The sequence below is a fragment of the Pseudomonadota bacterium genome (assembly GCA_039818985.1).
Taxonomy (GTDB): domain Bacteria; phylum Pseudomonadota; class Alphaproteobacteria; order Sphingomonadales; family Sphingomonadaceae; genus Alterisphingorhabdus.
Window position 1 is genome coordinate 1826764 of sequence record JBCBSU010000001.1, and the last position, 23688, is coordinate 1850451.

Annotated in this window: 24 protein-coding genes; 17 read left to right on the forward strand and 7 right to left on the reverse strand. The window is 59.3% G+C overall.

The window, feature by feature from the left end; genetic code table 11:
- Window positions 1-53 precede the first annotated feature (53 nt).
- From pufB to pufM, 4 genes are all read left to right on the forward strand, one after another.
- Entirely contained in the window at window positions 54-281 is a 228-nt protein-coding gene (pufB, locus tag AAFX04_08810) for a light-harvesting antenna LH1, beta subunit (protein ID MEO1045524.1), read from the forward strand.
- A gap of 12 nt (window positions 282-293) precedes the next feature.
- Window positions 294-476, forward strand: coding sequence for a light-harvesting antenna LH1, alpha subunit (gene pufA / locus AAFX04_08815; GenBank protein MEO1045525.1), 183 nt, complete (start codon window positions 294-296; stop codon window positions 474-476).
- Window positions 477-607: 131 nt separating this feature from the next.
- Entirely contained in the window at window positions 608-1435 is an 828-nt protein-coding gene (gene pufL / locus AAFX04_08820) for a photosynthetic reaction center subunit L (protein ID MEO1045526.1), read from the forward strand.
- Window positions 1436-1452: 17 nt separating this feature from the next.
- Window positions 1453-2388 carry a photosynthetic reaction center subunit M gene (gene pufM, locus AAFX04_08825; protein MEO1045527.1) on the forward strand — a complete coding sequence of 312 codons (936 nt, stop codon included), beginning with the start codon at window positions 1453-1455 and terminating at the stop codon, window positions 2386-2388.
- Between the two features lie 135 nt (window positions 2389-2523).
- Here the strand turns inward: pufM and AAFX04_08830 are convergent, their stop codons facing one another.
- The 7 genes from AAFX04_08830 to AAFX04_08860 all read right to left on the reverse strand — a co-directional run bounded on the left by AAFX04_08830 (window position 2524) and on the right by AAFX04_08860 (window position 9274).
- A complete protein-coding gene (locus tag AAFX04_08830; protein ID MEO1045528.1) occupies window positions 2524-2781 on the reverse strand; it encodes a hypothetical protein in 258 nt (85 codons plus the stop codon).
- A gap of 9 nt (window positions 2782-2790) precedes the next feature.
- Window positions 2791-3273, reverse strand: a complete 483-nt coding sequence (locus AAFX04_08835) for a TspO/MBR family protein (GenBank protein MEO1045529.1) — start codon at window positions 3271-3273, stop codon at window positions 2791-2793.
- Window positions 3274-3282: 9 nt separating this feature from the next.
- The gene (locus AAFX04_08840; GenBank protein ID MEO1045530.1) at window positions 3283-4512 is read right to left on the reverse strand and encodes a geranylgeranyl diphosphate reductase; all 1230 of its coding nucleotides are present in this window, start codon (window positions 4510-4512) and stop codon (window positions 3283-3285) included.
- Window positions 4509-5888, reverse strand: coding sequence for a BCD family MFS transporter (locus AAFX04_08845; protein MEO1045531.1), 1380 nt, complete (start codon window positions 5886-5888; stop codon window positions 4509-4511). Before AAFX04_08845 ends, AAFX04_08840 begins: the two co-directional genes overlap by 4 nt.
- Complete coding sequence (chlG, locus tag AAFX04_08850; protein ID MEO1045532.1) at window positions 5888-6802, reverse strand: chlorophyll synthase ChlG; 915 nt, start codon at window positions 6800-6802, stop codon at window positions 5888-5890. The genes AAFX04_08845 and chlG overlap by 1 nt, the downstream gene beginning before the upstream one ends.
- Window positions 6803-6888: 86 nt before the next feature.
- On the reverse strand, window positions 6889-8307 hold the full coding sequence (gene ppsR / locus AAFX04_08855; GenBank protein ID MEO1045533.1) for a transcriptional regulator PpsR: 1419 nt from the start codon (window positions 8305-8307) through the stop codon (window positions 6889-6891).
- Between the two features lie 28 nt (window positions 8308-8335).
- Window positions 8336-9274: a cobalamin-dependent protein gene (locus AAFX04_08860; GenBank protein MEO1045534.1), complete on the reverse strand. Its 939-nt coding sequence runs from the start codon at window positions 9272-9274 to the stop codon at window positions 8336-8338.
- Between the two features lie 288 nt (window positions 9275-9562).
- On the opposite strand from AAFX04_08860, the gene bchF reads away from it, so the two are divergent.
- The 13 genes from bchF to puhE are packed head-to-tail and all read left to right on the forward strand — an operon-like array spanning window position 9563 to window position 23675.
- Complete coding sequence (gene bchF, locus AAFX04_08865) at window positions 9563-10093, forward strand: 2-vinyl bacteriochlorophyllide hydratase (GenBank protein MEO1045535.1); 531 nt, start codon at window positions 9563-9565, stop codon at window positions 10091-10093.
- Window positions 10090-11385, forward strand: a complete 1296-nt coding sequence (locus tag AAFX04_08870; protein ID MEO1045536.1) for a ferredoxin:protochlorophyllide reductase (ATP-dependent) subunit N — start codon at window positions 10090-10092, stop codon at window positions 11383-11385. Before bchF ends, AAFX04_08870 begins: the two co-directional genes overlap by 4 nt.
- A 3-nt stretch (window positions 11386-11388) precedes the next feature.
- Window positions 11389-12984, forward strand: a complete 1596-nt coding sequence (gene bchB, locus AAFX04_08875) for a ferredoxin:protochlorophyllide reductase (ATP-dependent) subunit B (protein ID MEO1045537.1) — start codon at window positions 11389-11391, stop codon at window positions 12982-12984.
- Window positions 12974-16567 carry a magnesium chelatase subunit H gene (locus AAFX04_08880; protein ID MEO1045538.1) on the forward strand — a complete coding sequence of 1198 codons (3594 nt, stop codon included), beginning with the start codon at window positions 12974-12976 and terminating at the stop codon, window positions 16565-16567. The genes bchB and AAFX04_08880 overlap by 11 nt, the downstream gene beginning before the upstream one ends.
- 40 nt (window positions 16568-16607) lie before the next feature.
- The gene (bchL, locus tag AAFX04_08885; GenBank protein ID MEO1045539.1) at window positions 16608-17498 is read left to right on the forward strand and encodes a ferredoxin:protochlorophyllide reductase (ATP-dependent) iron-sulfur ATP-binding protein; all 891 of its coding nucleotides are present in this window, start codon (window positions 16608-16610) and stop codon (window positions 17496-17498) included.
- 16 nt (window positions 17499-17514) lie between these two features.
- Window positions 17515-18210, forward strand: coding sequence for a magnesium protoporphyrin IX methyltransferase (bchM, locus tag AAFX04_08890; GenBank protein MEO1045540.1), 696 nt, complete (start codon window positions 17515-17517; stop codon window positions 18208-18210).
- Window positions 18207-19643 carry a BCD family MFS transporter gene (locus tag AAFX04_08895; GenBank protein ID MEO1045541.1) on the forward strand — a complete coding sequence of 479 codons (1437 nt, stop codon included), beginning with the start codon at window positions 18207-18209 and terminating at the stop codon, window positions 19641-19643. Before bchM ends, AAFX04_08895 begins: the two co-directional genes overlap by 4 nt.
- A 29-nt stretch (window positions 19644-19672) precedes the next feature.
- A complete protein-coding gene (puhA, locus tag AAFX04_08900; GenBank protein MEO1045542.1) occupies window positions 19673-20440 on the forward strand; it encodes a photosynthetic reaction center subunit H in 768 nt (255 codons plus the stop codon).
- Entirely contained in the window at window positions 20437-21054 is a 618-nt protein-coding gene (gene puhB / locus AAFX04_08905) for a photosynthetic complex putative assembly protein PuhB (protein MEO1045543.1), read from the forward strand. Before puhA ends, puhB begins: the two co-directional genes overlap by 4 nt.
- Window positions 21051-21521, forward strand: coding sequence for a photosynthetic complex assembly protein PuhC (gene puhC, locus AAFX04_08910; protein MEO1045544.1), 471 nt, complete (start codon window positions 21051-21053; stop codon window positions 21519-21521). Before puhB ends, puhC begins: the two co-directional genes overlap by 4 nt.
- Window positions 21521-21814, forward strand: coding sequence for a hypothetical protein (locus tag AAFX04_08915; GenBank protein ID MEO1045545.1), 294 nt, complete (start codon window positions 21521-21523; stop codon window positions 21812-21814). The genes puhC and AAFX04_08915 overlap by 1 nt, the downstream gene beginning before the upstream one ends.
- Window positions 21814-22893, forward strand: a complete 1080-nt coding sequence (gene acsF, locus AAFX04_08920; protein ID MEO1045546.1) for a magnesium-protoporphyrin IX monomethyl ester (oxidative) cyclase — start codon at window positions 21814-21816, stop codon at window positions 22891-22893. The genes AAFX04_08915 and acsF overlap by 1 nt, the downstream gene beginning before the upstream one ends.
- A complete protein-coding gene (gene puhE, locus AAFX04_08925; protein ID MEO1045547.1) occupies window positions 22887-23675 on the forward strand; it encodes a putative photosynthetic complex assembly protein PuhE in 789 nt (262 codons plus the stop codon). Before acsF ends, puhE begins: the two co-directional genes overlap by 7 nt.
- Window positions 23676-23688 lie beyond the last annotated feature (13 nt).

Genomic DNA, 23688 nt, shown 5'->3' on the forward strand with positions numbered 1-23688 from the left:
CCCGTGGGAGGCGCCTTGGGCGGCTGTCAGGGGGCTAGAATGGAGAAGGAAGTATGAGTAACGAAGAACGATTGGGCCCCGAGGCCTATCTGACCCCCGAGGAGGCGAAAGAGTTTCACAAACTCTTTGTCGCAAGCATGGGCTTCTTCACCGCTGTCGCAGTCGTTGCGCATGTTCTGGTGTGGATGTGGAAACCATGGTTCCCGGATACCCCCGGCTACGCAATGCTGAATGACGGTGTGCAGGTTGCGCAAGCAACGCTCACCGCGTTCCTGGCTTAAGGAGACAATATTATGTGGAGAATGTGGATTACATTCGATCCGCGGAGGACGTTGGTCGCTCTCGCGGTGTTCCTGTTCACTCTGGCAGTGCTGATTCATTTCATCCTGCTGAGCACGGACCGCTACAACTGGCTCGAAAAGCCGTCGGCTGACTCTGCTTCAGTCACGCTGGAACAGTCTGAACAGCTAACCTGAACCCAAGCTCCCAAGGAGGCCGCGACAGGCGACTGTCGCGCCTCCCATAGGGGCAGGCTCTTGCGTGGTTTGGGCAGAGACGTGCGCACCGTATTCCCGGTGCCAGAGGAAAATGTCTGAAGGAAGTTGCGATGGCGCTTTTAAGCTATGAGAGAAAATATCGTGTCCGGGGGGGCACGTTGATCGGCGGCGATCTGTTCGATTTCTGGATCGGCCCGTTTTACGTCGGATTTTTTGGCGTCACCACGGCGATATTCGCATCCCTTGGGACAGCATTGATATTTTATGGCGCCGCCATAGGACCGACATGGAACCCATGGCTGATTTCGATCAATCCGCCTGACATCAGCTACGGTCTGGAATTTGCGCCGCTTCGAGAGGGCGGCCTCTGGCAGGTCATCACCATATGTGCGGTCGGGGCATTCTGTTCCTGGGCGCTACGAGAGGTGGAGATATGCCGTAAACTGGGTATCGGCTATCATGTGCCGATCGCCTTCAGCTTCGCGATTTTTGCCTATGTCACACTGGTCGTTTTCCGGCCCTTCTTCATGGGCGCATGGGGTTATGGCTTTCCCTATGGCATTTTCAGTCATCTCGACTGGGTCTCCAACACCGGATACCAATATGTCAATTTCCACTATAATCCAGCCCATATGATCGCCATCACCTTCTTCTTCACGACCAACCTTGCGTTGGCGTTGCATGGTGCGCTGATCCTGTCGGCGGTCAATCCGCAAAAGGGAGAGCCGGTCAAGACGCCCGAATATGAAGATACCTTCTTCCGCGATTTCATCGGCTATTCGGTCGGCACCATCGGCATCCACCGCGTCGGCCTGTTCCTGGCACTGAATGCCGGTTTCTGGAGCGCGGTCTGCATCTTCATCTCCGGACCAATCTGGGCCGAAGGCTGGCCCGAATGGTGGGACTGGTGGAAGAGCATTCCGGTCTGGGCTGAGTAAGGAAGGGGTATAGGCACATGGCACGTACACGTTATCAGAATATCTTCACCCAGGTGCAGCTGCAGCATACTCCGGAAATGGGGATGCCGCACAAGGCCGGAACCAGTGAACCGCGACTGAAGGGCACGAGTTTCAATTATTGGATGGGGACATTCGGCCAGGCGCAGATCGGCCCGCTCTATCTTGGCTGGCTCGGGCTGATGTCGTTGGTCAGCGGTGGTCTGGCCATCACGATCATCGGCTTCAACTTCCTGGCGTCGGTGGACTGGAGTCCGCAAGCGTTCATGCGCGAGTTTTTCTGGCTGACGCTCGATCCGCCGGGGCCGGAATATGGCTTCTCGCCCTTTGTACCGCTGAATGAAGGCGGGTGGTTCATCATTACCGGCTTCCTGCTTACCGCATCGGTGCTGCTATGGTGGCTAAGAACCTATCGCCGGGCGATTGCCCTGGGCATGGGTACGCATGTCGCCTGGGCGTTTTTGTCGGCGATCTGGCTGTTCCTGGTGCTCGGCTTCATTCGCCCATGGTTTATGGGCAGCTGGGCCGAAGCAGTGCCTTATGGCATCTTCTCGCATCTGGAATGGACCAACAATTTCTCGCTGCAATATGGCAATCTGTTCTACAATCCGTTCCACGCGCTCTCCATCGTCTTTCTCTATGGCTCGGCGCTGCTGTTCGCCATGCACGGCGCGACGATCCTGGCGGTCGGCCGTTATGGCGGTGAGCGCGAACTCGAACAGATCACAGATCGCGGTACCGCGACGGAGCGTGCGGCGCTGTTCTGGCGCTGGACCATGGGCTTCAACGCCACCATGGAGTCGATCCACCGCTGGGCCTGGTGGTTTGCGGTGCTGACGACGCTGACCGGCGGCATCGGCATTCTGCTCACCGGCACCGTAGTCGATAACTGGTATCTCTGGGCAATCGAACACAAATACGCCCCGGAATACTGACCGGAACGATCTTTCCCCTGGGGTGGCAACACCACAGGCACCCACCTGGCCCGGCACCTTAGGTGCCGGGCATTCTTTTTGCATTTTCGGTAAAAGGACGCGCTCAAATGCCGGGTCCAAAACCCGCTTTGCAGATCAGTCCCGGGCCGCGACCCTGCGCCTCCGCATATCGTAGAGATGGATTGGGAAAGACAGAGCAAGTGGCAGCGCAATCATCGGCCAGGAGGCGCCGGTCAGTGCAGCGCGCAATGCCAACATCATCAGCACCGCCGGCATCAGAGCACCCAATATGGCGATCCAGTCGCCACCACGATATTTCAGCCAGAGCGCTTCAGCCAGCAGTACCAGCAGGACAACATCCACTGCCCGGCCGGAAGAGAAGAAGGCTTCCATCAACCGGCTTCAGCCAAAGGGTCCGTTAAGGCGGACAATCTCGTAATTCAGCGCCCCGGCAAAGCTGACCCAGGCGAGATAGGGCAGCAGCAGAAGCGAGGTACCGCGCGAGAAACGACCGCAGAAGATGATCAGGACGAGGATAGACACCCATAGCATGATGAGTTCATAAAACGCCCAGTCGGGTCGCTGGAAGCGGAAGAACAGGAAGCTCCACATCAGGTTGAGAAAACCGTTCAGTGCGAACAGCATCAGCGCGAAATCGATATCGCGCCGTGTTTGTGCCTTGAACCAGGCGAGATAGCCCGCCAGCGCAATCAGTGCGAAAATAACGGTCCAGGCAATACCGAACAGCCAGTCCGGCGGTGCCCATTCAGGCTGTGCCAGCGAATAATACCACTCATCAAGAACCGTGATCGTACTGCCGATCAGGGCCGTCATCAAGGCCAGGAAAGCGGCGATGCTGATCGGGAGTAGCGCCGCTTTATTCATATCCCTGGCTTATCCTCCCTTGGCGACCTGCCCTTCTTCCATGGATTTGATCCCCAGAAGATGCGCCGTGTCCTTCAGGAAGATTTTGACATGCGCCAGCGGGTCACGCTTGACCAATTCTTTGTGCATATAGGCTTCCCAAGTCAAGCGCTGCACATCGGGATCATCGCACATTTTGACAAAGCGCTCGCGGCGCTTGTCGCTGGAATACCAGAAATATTGCATGATCCCGAGGATCCAGAACACCCGGCCATGCTGTTTCATGAAGGCCTTGCGCGCGCCGGCCAGCGCCTTGGCCTGTCCGGTCTGGAGGAACTGCATCGCCGCATTGGCCCCCATGCGACCGGCGGCCATGGCATAATAAATGCCCTCGCCGGAAGCCGGTGCGACCACGCCTGCGGCATCACCGACGACCAGAACATTCTTGCCATTGTCCCATTTCCTGAGCGGCTTGAGCGGAATCGGAGCGCCTTCCTTCCGGATCGTCTCCCAGCCGTCAAGACCGGTCTGTTCACGCATCAGCTTGGTCGTTTCGCGCAACGGAAAGCCTTTATTGGCACTGCCCAGCCCGATGCTGGCGGTTTTGCCGTGAGGGAAAATCCAGGCATAGAAATCGGGCGATAAATGGCCCTGATAATAGACGTCGCAGCGATCGTCGCGATAGTCTTGCTGATGCTCTTCGGGCACCTTGACGATTTCGTGATAGGCAAAGACGCAAGGTACGCGGTCAGCATTCTTGATGGAATCGCGCGCCACTTTGGAGCGCGCGCCATCGGCACCGATGACCATCCGGGTGGAGATTCTTTGCGGTTCCGACTGGCGATCCTTGCGGAACATGATGGTGGCAATATTGTCCGGCCCCTGCTCTATGCCTTCATAGGTTCCGGTCATGCGCACCGCGCCAGCCTCGGCAGCACGGTTGCGCAGCCATTCGTCGAATTCATCGCGATCAACCATGCCGACATAGCCGCCCTCACCCACCGGCATGTCGACGCGGTTGTCCTTGGGCGAAATGATCCGCGCCGAATGGGCATGCGCCTTGAGCAACGATTGCGGAATGTCGAAATCCTTGAGCAGCCGCGGCGGCACCGCCCCACCACAGGGTTTGATCCGTCCATCACGGTCGAGCAGCATCACCTTGTGACCCTGTACGGCCAAGTCATGCGCCGCAGTGGCACCGGAAGGGCCACCGCCGACTACGACAACGTCAAAGTCTACCTGCTGGTTACTGCTGCTCATATTCCCATCACCTTTCCGACATCCTGCCCGCTATCGGGCATCTGGCGCTGCTTGCGCGGCATCTGCATCGTCGTCGCCATCAGCGCTGCGGCGATAAACAGCAGCGCTTCGATGGCGAACACCATCTGAAAGGCAGTGACGTCTTCACCGGTCAGGCTGCGCAGCTGGTCAACGATCACCGCACCCAGCAACCCGCCCAAGCCAAAGGCTATCGCCTGTGCCGCGCCCCAGACGCCCATGCGCGCGCCCTCGCCCGAAGCCACGCCCTTGCTGGCAAGGCCAAGCATCGCGCTCACCGCGCCGACGGCAAACATGCCATTGGCAAATCCAAGACCGAACACATTCATGCGTAAGGGCCAGGCAATGCCCACTGTCGCCGCCATGGACAGCCCGGCAAGCATTACCGCCGAACCGGCGCAACCGATGACGATCCAGATCTTCAAATTGGCACCATAGTGCCGTGCAAACAGGCTGCCGCCCAAGCCGGCGACCAGCATACCAAGCAGGATGCCACTATGCTGCACACTCGACAGTGTTGTCGATTGACCCGGGGTCATCTCGAACAGAAAGCCCGCAAAAGGCTCCATAATCAGGTCCTGCATACTGTAAGCCAGCATCGACAGGAATACGAAATAGGTAAAACGGCGCGCCTGATTTTCCTGCCAGATTTCACGCACCACCTCGATAAAGCTGTCTGCCTGGGCATTGGCATTGGGACGCTCGACTATCGGCGTACTGTCCTCGAGCCGGTATAGCGCAACCTGGGTCAGGCAGAAGGCAGCGAGCACGACCAAGCTGGCGACAATCGCCAGACGCTGTGCGCTAAAGGGGTCAAGATTGGCGCCAGCAACCGCCGCCGCCACAACAATACCGGCAATCATCATCGTCCAGGTAATCGCTGCCGAGGCCGGCTTGCGTTCCATCGACACCCGCGACGCCAGCAGCGCCAGCAGCGCGGTACCTGCTATGCCGACACCGAAGCCGATCAGGGTAAAACCGACAATCGCCAGAACCGCACCGAAAAAGCCGGGCGAAGACATCATGATCGTCGCATTGACCGCCATGATCGCGCCGAGAGAGAGCACGCACATGCCGCCGATGATCCATGGCGTGCGCCGTGCGCTATGGTCCGATTGATGACCCCAGACCGGGCGGGTGAGCTGCACCGCATAATGCCATGCCACCAATGCTGCCGGGATCGCCGCCGCCACCGAATATTCGACCACCATTACCCGGTTGAGCAGCGATGTTGCCAGCATCACGATTGCACCGATCGATGCCTGCACCGCGCCCAGGCGGATAATGCCGAACCAGCTCAGTCCGGTGGCTTGGACGCCTTTAGTGTCCAGTGCCCGTCCCTTTAGTGATTGTGCCATCAGATATATCCTCCCAGCCCCAGTGCCGCGGCGAGCATGCCGAAGACATAGAGCGAAACACCCGTTGCATTATACCAGGGGGCCAATTTGCGCGGGCTCCCTACCAGCCGTACCATCAGGCCGATCTGGATCACCAGGAACAGGCTGACGATGCCGGCCGAAAGGGTCAGGCCCTCGGCGACCAGCACCGCTATCACCACGATCTGCGGTACTGCCATCACGGCGCAGGCGAACAGCGCTGCATTGCGCACACCCATCACCACCGGCAGCGATTTGAGACCCATGGCGGTATCGCCTTCCACTGCCTTGAAATCATTGAGGGTCATGATGCCATGGGCACCCAGGCTGTAGAGCAGGATGACCAGCAGCACGGTTTCCGAGGGCAGGCCGCCGAGCATGACGCTGGCACCAGTAAACCAGGACAGGCCTTCATAGCTCAGCGCGCAGACCAGCGGCCCGATCCAGCCGCTGCGCTTGAAACGGAAGGGCGGCGAGCTATAAGCCCAGCCGAAGAACAGCGCGACACAGGTGGCGATCAAGACCCAGAAGCCGAGATATGCCGCCAGCAACAGTGACACCGCCGAGCCGATCAGCGCAATCCATACACCCCACAAGCCGGGAATGCGCCCCGACGGGATTGGGCGGTCCGGCTCGTTGATCGCATCGACTTCGCGGTCGCACCAGTCGTTGATCACCTGGCTGGTGCCGCAGACAATCGGTCCGGTCAGCAAGATGCCGAGCGCGAGAAACAGCCAGTTCTCGGTGATCGAGGCACCCGATGATACGACGCCACACATAAACGCCCACATGGGCGGGAACCATGTCACCGGCTTTGTCAGCTCCAGCACATCCCGCGGCGCAGGGAGCTGCGCAAATGTCCGGGAGAGTGCCGAGTCTGTGGCCGGTTCTGACATGCGAGAAGGCTATGCCAATCACCTGGCAGTGTCAAATTATTTGGACAATAAAAACTGTCGTAAAAATAGACAGTTGTCAGGCGATGCTACGAGTCCTTGCCGCTGAGGTTTCCAAGACCGTGACGATGCAGTTTGGAATAGAGGCTTTGACGGCTTAGACCAAGGATTTCCGCGGCTGACGCCCGGTTATCCGAGGTATGCGCCAGTGCGGCTTCGATGCACATACGCTCGATCAGATCAGTGCTCTCGCGGACAATTTCCTTGAGCGGCTTGCGCCCTACCAGCTCGGTGAGCTGGTCCACCGAACGCGGCAATTGTTGCGCGGCGTCGGGAAGGTCACGCTCACGCCGGCCGACACTGCGCACCGAATAGCCGAACAGTGGCTGATCACGCTCGATCATGATCGCCGACAGTTCCACCGGTTCCTCGCCGCCATTGAGATCGTTGACCACCGAACCGAAGTTGCGGACGTTCTGATGGTCCTTGAGCTGCTTCTTCAGCAGGTTGAGATCGACATCGGGACGGCCGATAAAGCGGTTGAGCGATACCCCGAGCAACTGTTCGACCGAGCCGGCCTGCACCAGTTCAACAAAGGCGCGATTGGCGACAATAATGTCCTGATTTTCATCGGCAAGGACAAAGGCATCGGGCATTTTCTCGACTGCATCGAGAACATAGCGGTCCGAACGCTTGCTCGGCACCTCATGCTGGCCGTCATCGATGTTGATCAGCCAATATTGCCGCCCCGACTGGCGGAATGTCGAGGCCGACAATTTGACGAAACCGGTGCGTCCAATCATGCGGATGCTCACCGGGTCAACTTTGCCGCTGACCGAGATCGCACCCATATAGGCAATGATATCGTCGCGAAATTCGGTCTCGACCAGATCGAGCAGATTGCGCTTCTCCAGCGCACCCGGCGCCGCATTGATCAACGCATGGCTGGCGCGGTTGGCCTGCTGGATCTCGTAATTTTCGGTATCGACGATCAGCACCGGATAGGAGATGTTGTCGAACAGCAGGCGATAGCGCGTCTCGGTCTGGCGCAGGTGCAGATAGTCGCGCTCCATCGACTGCTGGGTTTTGAGCAGCCGTTGCTGCAGCAGAGCAATCGACCGGATGTCGCGGCCAATGGCAATGTGCCAAGCGCTGCTCGAGGGCTTGAGTATCTTGTAGCTGACCGGAATGTCGTCGCCATCATCGACATGATTGACCTGGCGCCACAGCTGGTCTGCGATATTCTCGGTCTGCAGCATCTGGGCGATCTTCGCCTTGCTCTCCTGACTGACCGTATCGGACCATTTGCGACCAACCCATTTCTGGGCCAGGCTGTGATCGCGGCTGTTTACCGCGACATCGCGAATAATCTCATTCTCATCGATGGCGAGAATGAAATCGCCGGCGCAATAGGCCAGTTCGATAACGTCCTGCTTGGTGAATCCGTCGAACATGGCGTCCGGATCGCTGAACGGTATGCGCTGATCGCCTGTGGATTCATAGTTCATCGGACACAGCCAATTCTCGGGGCCTCTGTCAGGCCAGCTTCTCGAACATGTCAGATTTGAGCGGCGTCAGCTCATTGGCCAATGCCACAGCGCCCGGCGCATCGACAGCAGTGCCATCGGCACCGCAAATCTCGACCAGATCTGGCTGTTCGTTTATCACACGCCCTCCCAAAAGGATGCAGATATCAGGGTTGGTGGAAACTGTCCGGATTGCCTTGATAAGGCTTGAAATTGTCGCGGTAGGGCAATCGACGCTTACGGTCAATCCTATCAGATCATAATGACGATTCGCGAATTTGCCGGTCAGTTCCGAACGCGTCGGCTCCATCAGCACATCTGCGTCCCATCCGGCGCGCTGAAAACACTCTGCGACCATCAGCGTGCCGAGGCTGTGCTGCTCGCCGGGCATGGTGGAAAACAATGCGGAGCGCTGGCCATGGCCTGCGTCCATCGCCGGCGGAATACGCAATGTCATCTCGCGCAGAATTTCCTGCACCCGCCAAAGCCCCATGGTGATATCGACGAAATCGGCTCGATCCTCGTCCCAATATTGCCCGAGCCGTCGGGCGCTGGGTGCGAGCAGATCGACATAGATGGTTTCGATCGAACTACCCGTGGCAAGACAGTGATCGACAAAATCGAGAAGCTTGCGGGCGTCCCCTTCAAGCGCAAGCGCGGTGAAAAAGGATACATCGCTGCCGGAAATGGTGCGCTTGTCGCTATTGAAAGGCGAGCGAGGCTGCATCATGCTGCCGCCGCCCTGGCCGTCGGCGATCAGCTTCGGAATAACCAGATTTTCCAGCACCACCGAAAGGTCCTCATCGGCATCGGCTCCGGAGAGCAGGTCCACATGCTGTGCATCACCGTTTTCAGATAATCGATCCTCCGACGATGGGTTGTGATGCTTCTTGCCAGATCTCCAGCCATCCAGCTTGGAGCGTAAATCTGCGATCCCAAATGATGCCATGTTTCAGACTCTCCTGCGTCAAGTCTGGTCGGCGTGCCATACGTCGGCCGCGCGGGCGAATACGCCTCACGTGACTCGCAACCTACTATAAGGTGGGGAAATACGCAATGCGGCGAGGTAAAAAGTGTCAATTTTGCATAACGTCAAAAAAACTTGACACTTTGCCGCAAACCTTCCTAATCTCCGTTACCAACAAATGGAGTAGGAAAGCTGTCGGGTATCGCTCACATCGACACTGGGAAAAACCCCCGGAAATCTGACGTTTCCGAGCCGACTCAAGCTGCACATATTCTCTACACTCCGGAACAGCGCAAACGTCGTGACGAGTCGCGCTGGACCTTGGTCCAGGGCATTTTGGCACCGCTGCAGTTTCTCGTCTTCGGGATAAGTCTGTTTCTGGTGATCCGCTATCTCGTCACCGGCGAGGGTGAGAGCGCCGCCGAAATCTCGATCCTGATCAAGACGCTTATCCTGTACACCATCATGGTCACCGGCTCGATCTGGGAGAAGGTGGTGTTTGACGAATGGCTGTTTGCCAAACCGTTCTTCTGGGAAGATGTCTTCTCCATGGCGGTGCTGGCGCTGCACACCGCCTATCTGTTGATGCTGTTCTATGGCTGGGGTTCGAGCGAGGAGCGCATGTATGTCGCGCTCGCTGCCTATGCCACCTATGTCGTCAATGCCGGTCAGTTCCTGTGGAAGTTGCGCATGGCGCGGCTCGAAGGCGAGCGTCTGCAAACAACCGATGCGGATGACCGCCAGCGACAGGCCGATCTGTCCACCACTTCCCCCAGCCCCCAAAACCCGGTGACCGCATGAACGATACCGCTCCCCTGATGATGGAAAAACCGCCTGCCAATGGCGAAGACTGCGCACCCGTCCTCAAGGAAAAGGGTCAGAGGGAGGTTTTCTGCGGCCTGACGGGCATTATCTGGCTGCATCGCAAGATTCAGGACGCGTTTTTCCTGATCGTCGGTTCACGCACCTGCGCCCATCTGATGCAATCGGCCGCCGGCGTGATGATCTTTGCCGAGCCACGCTTCGGCACCGCGATCATGGAGGAGCGGGACCTTGCCGGCCTCGCCGATGCCAATGAGGAGCTTGACCGCATCGTCAACCAACTTCTGGAGCGGCGGCCCGAGATCAAGACACTGTTCCTCGTCGGCAGCTGCCCTTCCGAAGTGATCAAGCTCGACCTCGCCAAAGCCGCGCAGCGCCTCGGCGCGCAGCATGCACCCAATGTGCGCGTGCTCAACTATTCGGGCAGCGGCATTGAGACCACCTTTACCGAGGGCGAAGATGCCTGCCTTGCCTCGCTGGTGCCGGAAATGCCGACACTGCCCGAGGATGCACCGAGAAACCTGATCCTTGTCGGCTCGCTGCCTGATATTGTCGAGGATCAGTTCATGCGGCTGTTCGCCAAGATCGGCATCGACAATGTCGCAAGCCTGCCCGAACGCTCGGTCGACAAGCTGCCGGGTATCGGCCCCAATACCCATTTCCTGCTGGCGCAACCCTTTCTCGGTGATACCGGCCAAAGGCTGCTGGAGCGCGGGGCAAAGCGGATCGATGCCCTGTTCCCCTTCGGTGTCGAGGGCACCACCGACTGGCTGATGGCGGCAGCAAAGACCTTCGGCATCGATACCGGCCATGTCGCCGAAGTGCTGCTGCCCTATCAGGAGCGCGCCCGCCGCGGCCTGCAGCATCAGCGCGAGCGGCTGGAGGGCCGCACCATCTTCTTCATGCCGGACTCGCAGCTGGAAATTCCGCTGGCACGCTTCCTCGCCAATGAGATGGGCATGGTACTGACCGAGGTCGGCACACCCTATCTCCACCGCAATCATCTGGTGAAGGAACTGGAGCACATGCCGCCGGGGGTCCAGCTCAGCGAAGGCCAGCATGTCGACAAACAACTTGAGCGGGTGCGTGCCACCAGGCCTGACCTCACCGTATGCGGCCTCGGTCTCGCCAATCCGCTCGAGAATGAAGGCCTTTCCACCAAATGGGCGATCGAGCTGGTGTTCTCGCCCATCCATGGCTTCGATCAGGCAGGGGATCTCGCCGAATTGTTCGCCCGGCCGATGCGCCGCCGTGATGTGTTGAAGGTATAAGCGATGCAGCTAGCCGTCTGGACATATGAAGGCCCGCCCCATGTAGGGGCGATGCGCGTCGCCACCGGCATGAAAGGCGTGCACTATCTGCTGCACTCGCCGCAGGGCGACACCTATGCCGATCTGTTGTTCACCATGATCGAACGGCGCGACCATCGCCCACCCGTCACTTATACCACCTTCCAGGCGCGTGACCTGGGCAAGGATACTTCGCAATTGTTTCAGGATGCGGCGCTGGACTCGCTCGAACGCTTCAAGCCCGATGCGATGCTGGTCGGTGCTTCCTGCACCGCCGAACTGATCCAGGATGATCCCGCTGGCCTGATCGAGAAAATGGGCCTGCCCATCCCGGTTATTCCGCTCGAACTGCCCAGCTATCAGCGCAAGGAAAATTGGGGCGCAGCGGAGACCTTCTATCAAATTGTCCGCTCGCTCGCCGACAAGGAGCGCACGCCCAGCGACCGCGAAGCTACGGGCCGTCGTCCGCTCGCCAATCTTCTCGGCCCGACCGCGCTCGGTTTCCGTCACCGTGACGATATTGTCGAAGTCACCCGCCTGCTCGATGGCTTGGGCGTCGACGTCAATGTCACCGCACCAATGGGCGCCACCGCTGCCGATATTGCGCGTCTCGGCGAGGCCGATTTCAACATCGTCATGTATCCCGAAATCGGCGAAATGGCGGCAGAGTATCTGAAACGTACTTTCCGCCAGCCCATGGTCCGCACCGTGCCCATCGGCATTGGCGCGACGCAGGATTTTGTCCGTGAAGTCGCAGAGATAGCCGGGGTAGATCCTGAGCCAATGCTTGAGCGCAACCTGTCGCGCATGTCCTGGTGGAGCCGCTCGATCGACTCCAACTATCTCACCGGCAAGCGTGTCTTCATCTTTGGCGATGCCACACACGCCGTCGCTGCCGCGCGCATTGCCAATGACGAGCTGGGCTACAAGGTCTGCGGCCTGGGTTGCTATAATCGCGAATTTGCCCGCGATGTCCGCGCCGCGGCCAAGAAATATGATGTCGAGCCGCTGATCACCGATGACCATCTGGCGGTGGAAAAAGCCATTGAGGAGGCCCAGCCCGAGCTGATCCTCGGCACCCAGATGGAGCGCCATATCGCCAAGCGCTTCTCGCTGCCCTGCGCGGTGATTTCGGCGCCGGTGCATGTACAGGATTTCCCGGCCCGCTTCTCGCCTCAAATGGGCTTTGAAGGCGCCAATGTCATTTTCGACGATTGGGTGCATCCACTGGTCATGGGTCTGGAAGAGCATCTGCTCACCATGTTCCGCGACGATTTCGAGTTTAGCGACGAGGCCGGCCCTTCACATCTGGGTGCGGGCCATGGCGCGCCACAGACCCAAGCCGCGCCGCAGCCAGAACCGCCAATGGCCGACACTCTGGGCGATGTCGCAGTCGCCGAAGCTCCGGCAGCAGTCGGCGAGGCCATATGGACCGATGAGGCCATGAAGGAGCTCAAGAAAATACCCTTCTTCGTGCGTGGAAAGGCACGTCGTAACACCGAAACCTTCGCCGCAGAGCAAGGGATAACCACAATCGAACTGGACACCCTTTACGACGCGAAGGCGCATTATGCCAAGTAACGCATCTCCCTCGGTCCGCACGGTTATCATCACGCTGGACAACCATCTGACCGCTGCGGTCGAGCGCGCCAACCAGCAGTTGGCCGAGGACAATATCTCCATCGCGCTCTATGCCGCTTCGGACTGGGACCGCGATCCTTCGCTGCTCGAAGCCGCGAGACAGGACATTGCGCAGGCCGATATCATCATCGTCACCATGCTGTTTATCGAGGACCATGTCCGCGCCATCTATTCGGCACTCGAGGCACGGCGCGATGACTGTGACGCAATTGTCGGGCTGATGTCGACGGCGGAAATCGTCAAGCTGACCCGGCTCGGTAGTTACAGCATGGACAAACCGGCCAAAGGCCCGATGGCGCTGCTGAAAAAGCTGCGTGGATCGAAAAAGACGGGTGGTGGTGCCGGCGCCAGCCAGATGAAGATGCTGCGCCGTCTGCCCAAAATCCTGCGCTTCATCCCCGGCACGGCGCAGGATGTGCGGCAATATTTTCTGACGCTGCAATATTGGCTTGCCGGTTCGGACGACAATGTCGTCGACATGGTGCGGGGCCTGGTCAACCGCTATGCCAGCGGCGAGCGCGAGAGCCTGAAGGACTCGTTCAGCGTTCAGCCGCCACGCGCCTATCCGGAAGTCGGTGTCTATCACCCCGATCTGCCCGAGCGGCTGACCGAGGATGCCAGCCTGCTGCCCGCGCCGAAACAGCCCAGCGGCACGGTCGGGGTGCTAATGCTGCGCTCCTATCTGCTGGGCAAGGATGCTGGCCATTATGACGGCATGATCGAGATGCTGGAGGCGCAGGGCCTCAAGGTCATTCCCGCTTTTGCCAATGGCCTGGATGCCCGCCCGGCTATCGACAAATATTTCGTCGACAAGGATCACAAGCCCAGCGTTGATGCGATCATCAACCTCACCGGCTTCTCGCTGGTCGGCGGTCCGGCCTATAATGATGTCGATGCCGCAGTCGAAACGCTGCGCGATCTCGATGTGCCCTATGTCGCGGCGCACCCGATCGAGTTCCAGTCGCTGGAAAACTGGAGCGCCGGGCATATGGGCCTGTTGCCGCTCGAAACCACGATCATGCTCGCCATTCCCGAGCTCGATGGCGCGATCACCCCGACGGTATTCGGTGGCCGTTCCGATGGCTCGCCTGAAGGCTGTTGCGGTTGCAGCCGCAACTGCCATTTCAACAATGAGCACAATGTCCGGGCAATGAACAGCTGCCCCGAGCGTGCTGCGGCGCTGGCAGCCAAGGTATCGCAAATGATCGCGATGCGCCGCACCGCCAAGGCCGAACGCAAACTCGCACTGGTCTTGTTCAACTTCCCGCCCAATTCGGGCGCGACCGGTACAGCCGCGTTCCTGTCGGTATTTGAATCGCTGCATGCGACACTGCACCGGCTCAAGGATGAAGGCTATAGCGTCGAGCTACCGGATACGGTCGCCGAACTGCAGGCTATTGTCCTAAAAGGCAATGCCGAGCGCTATGGCGCTGACGCCAATGTCGCGGTGCAAATCCCGGCCGATGATTATGTCCGCCGCGAGCCCTATCTCAAGGAGATCGAGGCGCAATGGGGGCCTGCTCCCGGCAAGCAGCTGAGCGATGGACAGAATATCCAGATACTCGGGGCGCATTTCGGCAACATCTTTGTCGGGGTTCAGCCAACCTTCGGCTATGAGGGCGATCCGATGCGGCTGTTGTTCGAGGGTACCTTCACCCCGACCCACGCTTTCTCGGCCTTTTACCGCTATATCCGCGAGGATTTCGGCGCTCATGCTGCGCTGCATTTCGGCACCCATGGTGCGCTGGAATTCATGCCCGGCAAGCAGACCGGCATGAGCGGCCAGTGCTGGCCTGAACGGCTGATCGGCACGCTGCCCAATTTCTATCTCTACGCCTCGAATAACCCGTCCGAAGGCATTATCGCCAAGCGCCGCTCGGGCGCGACGCTGATCAGCTATCTTACACCACCGCTTGCCGAAGCCGGTCTCTACAAGGGCTTTGTCGAGCTCAAGTCGATGCTCGAAAGGTGGCGCACGGCCCAGCCCGACGACCCCGAGCGTGCCGATCTCGAAGAGATGATTCACGACCAGTGCCGCGAGCTTGATATCGAGGCGGGTGATCTGGAAAGCCTTTCGGGCCGCCTCTATGAGCTTGAAAAAGAACTGATCCCGCAAGGCCTGCATGTCCTGGGCGGCAAGCTGGAGGGTCAGGAACGCGAAGATCTGATCGAGGCGATGGCCAAGGCCAGTCCCGATCTTGGTCACGAAGAGATTGCCGCGCGGCTGGAATCGTCCGACGAGCTTGGCTCGCTGATGCAGGCGCTGGACGGGCATTATGTGCCACCTGCTCCGGGCGGCGATGTGCTCAACAATCCCGAGGTGTTGCCCACGGGTCGCAATATCCATGGCTTCGATCCGTTCCGCCTGCCGAGCAGCTATGCCTGCAAGCTGGGCGAAACGCAGGCGGCGCAACTGCTCGAACGGCACCAGGCCGAGGGTGCCAGCCTGCCCGAAAGCATCGCCATGGTGCTGTGGGGTACCGACAATCTCAAAAGCGAAGGCTCGCAAATCGCCCAGGCGATGGCGTTTATCGGCGCACGACCGCGGTTCGATGATTATGGCCGTCTTGCTGGCGCGGAACTGATCCCGCTCGAGGAGCTTGGCCGGCCGCGTATCGATGTCGTCATCACCCTGTCGGGCATTTTCCGTGATCTGCTGCCGCTGCAGACGCGGATGCTGGCTGAGGCAAGCTGGCTTGCGACCAGCGCCGATGAACCGCTGGAGCAGAATTTCGTGCGCAAGCATAGCCTCGCACATCAGGAAAAACATGGCTGCGATCTGGAGACCGCGAGCCTGCGTGTCTTCTCCAACGCGCAAGGGGCCTATGGCGCCAATGTCAACCAGATGATCGACGGCGCCACCTGGGATGACGAGGACGAGCTGGCCAATATGTTCGAGGCCAAGAAGGGCTTTGCCTATGGCCGCAGCGGCGAGCCGGTACAGCAGCGCGAACTGCTTGAGAGCGAACTCGCCAATGTCGAGCTGACCTATCAGAATCTCGAATCGGTCGAACTCGGCGTCACCGATATCGACCATTATGTCGATGGACTGGGCGGCATGACCAAAGCGGTGGAAAAAGCGCGCGGCCAGACCACCCCGGTCTATGTCGTCGATGCCACCCAGGGCGATACCAAGGTGCGCACGCTGGGCGAGCAGATCGACCTGGAAACCCGCACCCGCATGCTCAACCCGAAATGGTATGAGGGCCTGCTCAAGCACGGCTTTGAGGGCGTACGCAATATCGAGGCGCATGTCACCAACACGCTGGGCTGGTCGGCCACCACCAGCGAGACGGTATCGCCTTGGGTCTATCAGAAGATCAGCGAGACCTTTGTGCTCGATGACGAGATGCGCGCGCGTCTTGCCGAGCTGAACCCGAAATCATCGTCGCGCATGGCCGAACGCCTGCTCGAAGCCTGTGACCGCGAATTATGGTCACCCGATGAAGCCACATTGGCAGCCCTGCAGGCGGCCAGTGACGATCTGGAGGACCGGCTGGAAGGCCTGGTGCCGGCAGAATGACCCCCCATCACAACCCATCCCTGGAGAGAGGAACCCCCCAATGACCCTTTTAGACGGAAGCGATGCTCCACCCGATGGCGAAGGCAGTGTCCAGGTCCATATGGACCCGAAAGACGAGATCAAATCGGCAAAGGTTTTCGCGGTTTACGGCAAGGGCGGTATCGGCAAATCGACGACATCGTCCAACCTGTCGGCGGCTTTTACCAAGCTCGGCCACCGGGTGCTGCAAATTGGCTGTGACCCCAAGCATGACTCGACCTTCACGCTGACCAAGAAGATGATGCCGACGGTGATCGACGTCTTGGAAACAGTCGACTTCCACAGCGAGGAGTTGCGTCCTGATGACTATATGTTCGAGGGCTATAATGGTGTGATGTGCGTCGAGGCCGGTGGCCCGCCCGCCGGCACAGGCTGTGGCGGCTATGTCGTCGGCCAGACGGTGAAACTGCTGAAGCAGCACCATCTGCTCGAAGATACCGATGTGGTTATTTTCGACGTGCTGGGCGATGTGGTGTGCGGCGGCTTTGCCGCGCCGCTGCAGCATGCCGACAATGCGATTGTCGTTGCCGCCAATGATTTCGACAGCATCTTCGCCATGAACCGCATCGTTGCGGCGATCAACGCCAAGTCGAAAAACTATAATGTCCGGCTTGCCGGCGTCGTCGCCAACCGCTCGGCCGAAACCGACGAGATCGACCGCTTCTCCGATGCCATCGGCATGAAGCGGCTGGCGCATTTCAAGGATCTCGACGCCATTCGCCGGTCACGGCTGAAAAAATGCACGCTGTTCGAGATGGAAGATTCCCCCGAAGTCGAGGCGGCACGCCAGGAATATATCGCGCTGGCGAAAAAGCTGTGGGACGGCGCCGAGCCGCTCAAAACCACCCCGATGAAGGACCGCGATATCTTCGACTTTCTGGGATTTGAATGATGGAAGGTATTTGATCATGCCTCAGGGCCTCGCCTCGACCAGCTATCATCAGAGCCGCCGCCGGCTGGAGCAGTATTTCGACCAGACCGCGCGCAAGGCATGGGTCGATCTGACCTCCGATGCGCCGGTCAGCGGCATCCGTGCCACTGTGCGCGCCGGACGCGACCGGATGCGCAACATTCTGCTCGATACCCTGCCCACCGACATGCACGGCATGCGCCTGCTCGATGCCGGTTGTGGCACCGGGGCGCTGGCCATTGCAGCGGCAGCACGCGGCGCGCATGTCGTCGCGGTCGATGTATCGCAGGGGCTGATCGATGTGGCGCAGAAGCGCGCGCCCGAAGGCCTGTCGATCGACTGGAAGGTCGGCGATATGCGGCATCGCGATCTCGGCATTTTCGACCATGTTATCGCGATGGACTCGCTGATTCATTACAGCCAGAATGATGTGCTGGCGGTGCTGCGGGCATGGTCTGACAGAGCCAATGAAATTGCCTTCACCTTTGCGCCGGGCACGGCATTGTTGCGCACGATGCACATGGTCGGCAAGGCGTTCCCGCGCAGCGACCGGTCCCCGGCAATCAAGCCATTGTCGGAAGCGCGGCTGTCCAAGGCGGTCGAAGCGGCCCTGCCCGAATGGCAGATCAATTTCACCGAGCGCGTCTCCAGCGGATTCTACAAATCCGAAGCCATGGGGATGAGCCGACGGTGAAGCAGCAGCCCTCTTCGGTCAGCTTTTGGCAGGGCATTGGTATCAGGCTGCTGCCTTTTGCCGATGCCGCCAGTGCCGAGCTGCCGCTGGGGCGTCTGTTGCGGCTGGCACTGTTCCAGGTCAGTGTCGGCATCGCCGTGGTGCTGCTCAATGGCACGCTGAACCGGGTGCTGATCGTCGAGCTCGGCCTGCCGACATGGATTATCGCGCTGATGATCGGTATCCCGCTGGTCGTCGCGCCATTTCGCGCACTGATCGGCTATAAATCGGACACCCATCGCTCGCTGCTCGGTTGGCGCCGGGTGCCCTATATCTGGTTCGGTACGCTGGGCCAATTTGGTGGCTTGGCCATCATGCCCTTTGCCCTGGTCCTCCTTACCCGCGAGGATACCTTCCTCGCCGGCGTTGCAGGCGCCTGCCTCTCCTTTCTCCTCACCGGGGCCGGCATGCATGTAACCCAGACCGCCGGGCTGGCGCTCGCTACCGATATTGCCCCTGCCGAAAAGCGCCCGCGTGTCGTCGCCCTGCTCTATCTGATGCTGCTGGTCGGCATGATGATGGCCGCACTCACCATCGGCAACCTGCTCGCCGATTTCAGCAACACCCGGCTGGTAGAGGTGATTTCCGGCGCTGCAGTGATCACCGCAGTGCTCAATATCATTGCGCTTTGGAAACAGGAAGCACGCGGAACGGCACTCAGGAAATCAGATCCACCGGCTCCGGCATTCAGCGAAATCTGGGCAGCGTTCGCTGCGCGTCCCAACACCAAGCGGTTGCTTCTTGCCATTGGTCTTGGCGCCATGGCCTTTGCCATGCAGGATGCTCTGCTCGAACCCTATGGCGGCGAGATTCTCGGCCTGTCGGTCGGTTCAACCACGGCGCTGACCGGGGCATGGGCGCTGGGTGCGCTGATCGCCTTTGTCTATAGCGCCAAGCGGCTCAACGACGGCGCCGATGCACTGCGCCTGGCAGGCGGCGGTGCGGTCGCCGGTGTGGTGGCCTTTTTGATGACGCTTTTTGCCGCACCTTCGGAATCGGTGCCGCTGCTCTATGCCGGCGCCATCGCCATTGGTTTCGGCACCGGCATGTTCTCGGTCGGCACTATGATCGCCGCCATGGGCCTTGCTCGCCAGGGCACTTCTGCCGGCCTGGCGCTCGGCGCCTGGGGCGCGGTGCAGGCGAGCGCCGCCGGTATCGGTATCGTGCTCGGTGGCCTTATTCGCGATGGCATCGCCTATTATGCGCTGGCCGATGGCCTGGGAGCGACACTGGCAGTCCGCGCCAGCGGCTATGGTGCCGTCTATTGCATTGAAATTCTTCTATTACTCGTGACGCTCGTCGCTTTGGGGCCGGTGATTGGAATGCCCGACGCCGAAGACGAACGCGCGGATAATGCAGGTGAACGCTTTGGCTTGAGCGAATTTCCGACCTGATCAAAACGGAAATACTGAGGAGAAGAGAGATGGATACTGTTTTTGTTGGCGTCTACGACGTGGCCTTTGTCGCCCTTATCGCCTTTTTCGGGTTTTTCTTTGGGCTGGTTATGTATCTGCGCCGCGAAGACCGGCGCGAAGGCTATCCGCTCGAGCATGAACTCACCGGTCGCAGCGACACCATGGGTGGTCCGCTGCTGCACGATAAACCCAAGACCTTCAAAATGCCGTTCGACCGTCCCGACATGACCACGCCAACTATCGGCAAGGAGCGAGTGGATATCCCCGCCAAACGGACCTTTGCCAGCATCGGCGCGCCCTATGCCCCCACCGGCAATCCGCTGGAAGACGGCCTCGGCCCGGCAGCCTGGGCCGATCGTTCGGACCATCCTGATCTCGACGGTGAGGGTCGCCCCCGCATCGTGCCAATCGATACCGTCCCGCATATCAGCGTGCACCCTCGTGACCCCGATCCGCGCGGCATGAAGGTGATCGGTGCCGATGGCGAGATTGCCGGCACCATAAGCGATATCTGGGTCGACCGCGCCGAGCATCAGATCCGCTATCTGGAAATCGATACCGGCAAGAAGAAGGTGCTGGCACCCATGGCGATGTCGCTGGTCAAGGGCCGCTGGGGCGAGGTGATCATCGATGCAATCAACGCGGACCAATTTGATGCCGCACCGACACCCAAGAAGCCGGGTGAGATCACCTTCTACGAAGAGGAGCGCGTCGTGGCCTATTTCGGAGGCGGCTATCTCTACGCCAATGAGGAGCGCCAGGAGTCAAAAGTATGAGCGAATACGACTATGAACCGGTCCCGGGATTGCCCGAAGAACTGCCGGATGATGAGCACATCATCTGGCAGGGCACCCCGGACTGGAAGGTGATGGCGAAATCCGCGCTGCACATGCGGCTGGCGGCAGGGTTTGTGATCCTGTTTTCGGCCATCACCGCTGCGCAGACCAGCATTACCACCGGCATCATCCTGTTGCTGGTCGGTTGCCTCAGCATCGCCTCCTTCGCCGGTTATCTGTTTCTGGTTGAACGCACCACACTCTACACGCTGACCAACAAGCGGGTTGTGCTGCGCTCCGGCGTTGCCCTTAACTACTGCATCAACCTGCCACTGACATGCATTGAGTCGGCCGATCTCAAGACGCTGGGCGATGATTATGGCAGCATCGCGCTGCAAATGGAGGGCGCACCGCGCATCGGTTATTTCATGCTGTGGCCGCATGCCACTTCGCTCAGCATAATACGGCCAAAACCGCTGATCCGGGCCATTCCACAAGCCGCAAATGTGGCCCGGATGCTGTTTGAAGCCACCAGCAAATTGCAGGATATTACTCCCGAAGCCGCCTCCTCCGGCAAGACGGACAATGTCCCGCTGAAAGGCCTGCCTGCATGAGCCATTCGCACGACCATGACACCACTGTTCCGCCCGGCGCGCTTTATGGCGCCGCGGCGTTGTTACTGTTTGCCATGGCAATGACCGGTGCGGTCACCAGCGGGTTCCTGCCCAAATCGGGCAGCCCGGAATTGTCGCGCGCCGAGGTGGCACCGCAGGAAACGCGCAATCTGTATTTCACCGATACGGCCGAAGGCGGCGTCACGGTCAGCGATGCCGATACCGGTGAGACCGTATCGGAAATCGGCTATGGCGAAGGCGGCTTTATGCGCGCCAGCCTGCGCCGCCTTATCAAAACACGCCGGGAACGCGGTATCGGTGCCGAACCGCCCTTCACCCTGATCCGCTGGGAAAATGGCGCCCTGTCGCTTGAAGATCCCAGCACCGGCGAAACGGTCGAAATCTATGGCTTCGGCCCCGACCATACCGCCATGTTTGCCGCCATGCTCAAAGGAGCCGATAGCTGATGTCTCTTCTCACCTCGGAAAAATTCGATACCGGTTGCCGTATCGAGATCGAGCAAAGCCCTGACCATTTCCACGCCCATGTCAGGCTCGATGGCGATATTCCCATCTATCCCGGCGACAAGGTCAGAGTTCATGGCGCTCCAGTCACCGTGGCCTTCGGCGAGAAAATCGCGTTCGAGCGTCAGGCAACGGTGGAACGCGCCGGTCCGCTAAAACGACTATGGACCAAAATTGCCGGCCATTTCGAGATGGCCGAACTCTATGAAGTCAGTTTCAATCCAGGGAGGCTGTGATGAACGCACCGACGAAAAAACTCGAACCCGCCCTCCATGGTTCACCCGATACCATGGCCATAGCGCAGCAGGATACGGTGCTGGCACCGCGCTTCTACACCACGGATTTCGATGCGATGGACAGGATCGACGTCTCCCCGGTGCGCGACGAATGGGAAGCGCTGATGGAGGAGATGGAAGACGACCGTAACAAGAAACATTTCCGCAAGACGGATGCCTTTGACGGCGTTATCGAGCAGCTTGAGCCCGGGTTGCAAAAGGAATTCATCGATTTCCTTGCCAGCTCGCTGACTTCCGAATTTTCGGGCTGCATACTCTATGCAGAGATTGCTCGCCGCACCAAGAACAAGGACGTCAAGCGGCTGATGAAGCTGCTGGCGCGCGATGAAAGCCGTCATGCCGGATTTATCAACGAGACGCTGAAAGGCGCTGGCATCGGTGTGGATTTGAGCTTTCTGACCAAGACCAAGAAATACACCTATTTCCGGCCGAAATTCATCTTCTACGCGGTCTATCTGTCAGAGAAGATCGGTTATGCGCGCTATATCACCATCTTCCGGCATCTGGCACGCAATCCGGACAACAAATTCCACCCGATTTTCGACTGGTTCGAGGACTGGTGCAATGACGAGTTCCGCCATGGCGAGGCTTTTGCCATGCTGCTGCGCTCAGACCCCAAGCTGCTAAAGGGCCATAACAAGCTGTGGATCCGCTTCTTCCTGCTGTCGGTCTACGCCACCATGTATGTCCGCGATCACAATCGCCCGGTCTTCCATGAGGCACTGGGCGTTGATCCGGCAGATTATGGCTATGAGGTGTTCGACATCTGCACCAAGATTTCCGAACAGGTTTTCCCGGTGAAGCTGGACACCAATGATCCGCGCTTCCGCAAGGCGATGGAGGACCTGCGCATCGCCTCCAATGGCATAGAGGATGCCAAGGCGCGCGGCGGCATCTCCGGCAAGCTGGGTCAGGCAAAGCATATCGCCAAGGCCGGCATGGCTTTTGCCCGCATGTATTTCATGAAGCCCAAAGCCAATGAACTGCCGCAATCGATCAGGCTTTACCCTGCATGGTGAGCCTTACCGATCTCGGCATCGCGTTTCTCGTAGTCACGGCGCTGTGGTTTGTCAGCACCGGGCTTGTGGCGACGCTTAACCACCGGCATCGCCAGTCTTTTGGGCGCTCGCTGGTCATTGCCGGTGTCTGCGCCATTGGTGGCCTGTTGCTGCTGGTGCTGAGCAGTCATTCAACCGCGCCCTGGGCGATTTACACCAGCTTTGTCGGTGGCCTGCTGATCTGGAGCTGGCACGAGATCAGCTTCCTCACCGGCGCAGTCGCAGGGTCGCATCGTGACCCCTGCCCCGAAGACGCAAAGGGGTGGGAGCGCTTCTCGCTCGCGACCATGGCACTGATCCACCATGAGGTAGCTCTGGCGATGACCGCCGGCATGCTGCTATCGCTGGCTTGGTTCAGCGAGAATTCGACCGGTGCGCTGACATTCTCGTTACTGCTGATCTTCCGCCTGTCGTCAAAGTTCAACATCTATCGCGGCGTACCGAATATGAGCACCGAGCTGCTGCCGCGGCATCTGGAATATCTCAAGAGCTATTTCGGCCCGAAACGACTTCGCCCGATGCTGATCGTCACCATTTTGGCGATACTCGGTCTGGCTGGCTATTTCGGCTATGCCGCCTTCACTGCCAACGTGATTGGCGACACAATTCAGTCGGCGCTGCTCTGCTGTCTGTGCCTGTTGGCGGCACTGGAGCATTTCTTCTTCACCATCCCGTTTCGGGATTCCGCTTTGTGGCAATGGGCACTGGATGCGCGCGACAAACAACGCTATGACTATAAATGATAATAAGGAGTGT

Coding starts and splice junctions, on each gene's coding strand:
- pufB (MEO1045524.1), top strand. CDS start 54: ATGAGTAACGAAGAACGATTGGGCCCCGAGGCCTATCTGACCCCCGAG.
- pufA (MEO1045525.1), top strand. CDS start 294: ATGTGGAGAATGTGGATTACATTCGATCCGCGGAGGACGTTGGTCGCT.
- pufL (MEO1045526.1), top strand. CDS start 608: ATGGCGCTTTTAAGCTATGAGAGAAAATATCGTGTCCGGGGGGGCACG.
- pufM (MEO1045527.1), top strand. CDS start 1,453: ATGGCACGTACACGTTATCAGAATATCTTCACCCAGGTGCAGCTGCAG.
- AAFX04_08830 (MEO1045528.1), bottom strand. CDS start 2,781: ATGGAAGCCTTCTTCTCTTCCGGCCGGGCAGTGGATGTTGTCCTGCTG.
- AAFX04_08835 (MEO1045529.1), bottom strand. CDS start 3,273: ATGAATAAAGCGGCGCTACTCCCGATCAGCATCGCCGCTTTCCTGGCC.
- AAFX04_08840 (MEO1045530.1), bottom strand. CDS start 4,512: ATGAGCAGCAGTAACCAGCAGGTAGACTTTGACGTTGTCGTAGTCGGC.
- AAFX04_08845 (MEO1045531.1), bottom strand. CDS start 5,888: ATGGCACAATCACTAAAGGGACGGGCACTGGACACTAAAGGCGTCCAA.
- chlG (MEO1045532.1), bottom strand. CDS start 6,802: ATGTCAGAACCGGCCACAGACTCGGCACTCTCCCGGACATTTGCGCAG.
- ppsR (MEO1045533.1), bottom strand. CDS start 8,307: ATGAACTATGAATCCACAGGCGATCAGCGCATACCGTTCAGCGATCCG.
- AAFX04_08860 (MEO1045534.1), bottom strand. CDS start 9,274: ATGGCATCATTTGGGATCGCAGATTTACGCTCCAAGCTGGATGGCTGG.
- AAFX04_08870 (MEO1045536.1), top strand. CDS start 10,090: ATGAACGATACCGCTCCCCTGATGATGGAAAAACCGCCTGCCAATGGC.
- bchB (MEO1045537.1), top strand. CDS start 11,389: ATGCAGCTAGCCGTCTGGACATATGAAGGCCCGCCCCATGTAGGGGCG.
- AAFX04_08880 (MEO1045538.1), top strand. CDS start 12,974: ATGCCAAGTAACGCATCTCCCTCGGTCCGCACGGTTATCATCACGCTG.
- bchL (MEO1045539.1), top strand. CDS start 16,608: ATGACCCTTTTAGACGGAAGCGATGCTCCACCCGATGGCGAAGGCAGT.
- bchM (MEO1045540.1), top strand. CDS start 17,515: ATGCCTCAGGGCCTCGCCTCGACCAGCTATCATCAGAGCCGCCGCCGG.
- puhA (MEO1045542.1), top strand. CDS start 19,673: ATGGATACTGTTTTTGTTGGCGTCTACGACGTGGCCTTTGTCGCCCTT.
- puhB (MEO1045543.1), top strand. CDS start 20,437: ATGAGCGAATACGACTATGAACCGGTCCCGGGATTGCCCGAAGAACTG.
- puhC (MEO1045544.1), top strand. CDS start 21,051: ATGAGCCATTCGCACGACCATGACACCACTGTTCCGCCCGGCGCGCTT.
- AAFX04_08915 (MEO1045545.1), top strand. CDS start 21,521: ATGTCTCTTCTCACCTCGGAAAAATTCGATACCGGTTGCCGTATCGAG.
- acsF (MEO1045546.1), top strand. CDS start 21,814: ATGAACGCACCGACGAAAAAACTCGAACCCGCCCTCCATGGTTCACCC.
- puhE (MEO1045547.1), top strand. CDS start 22,887: ATGGTGAGCCTTACCGATCTCGGCATCGCGTTTCTCGTAGTCACGGCG.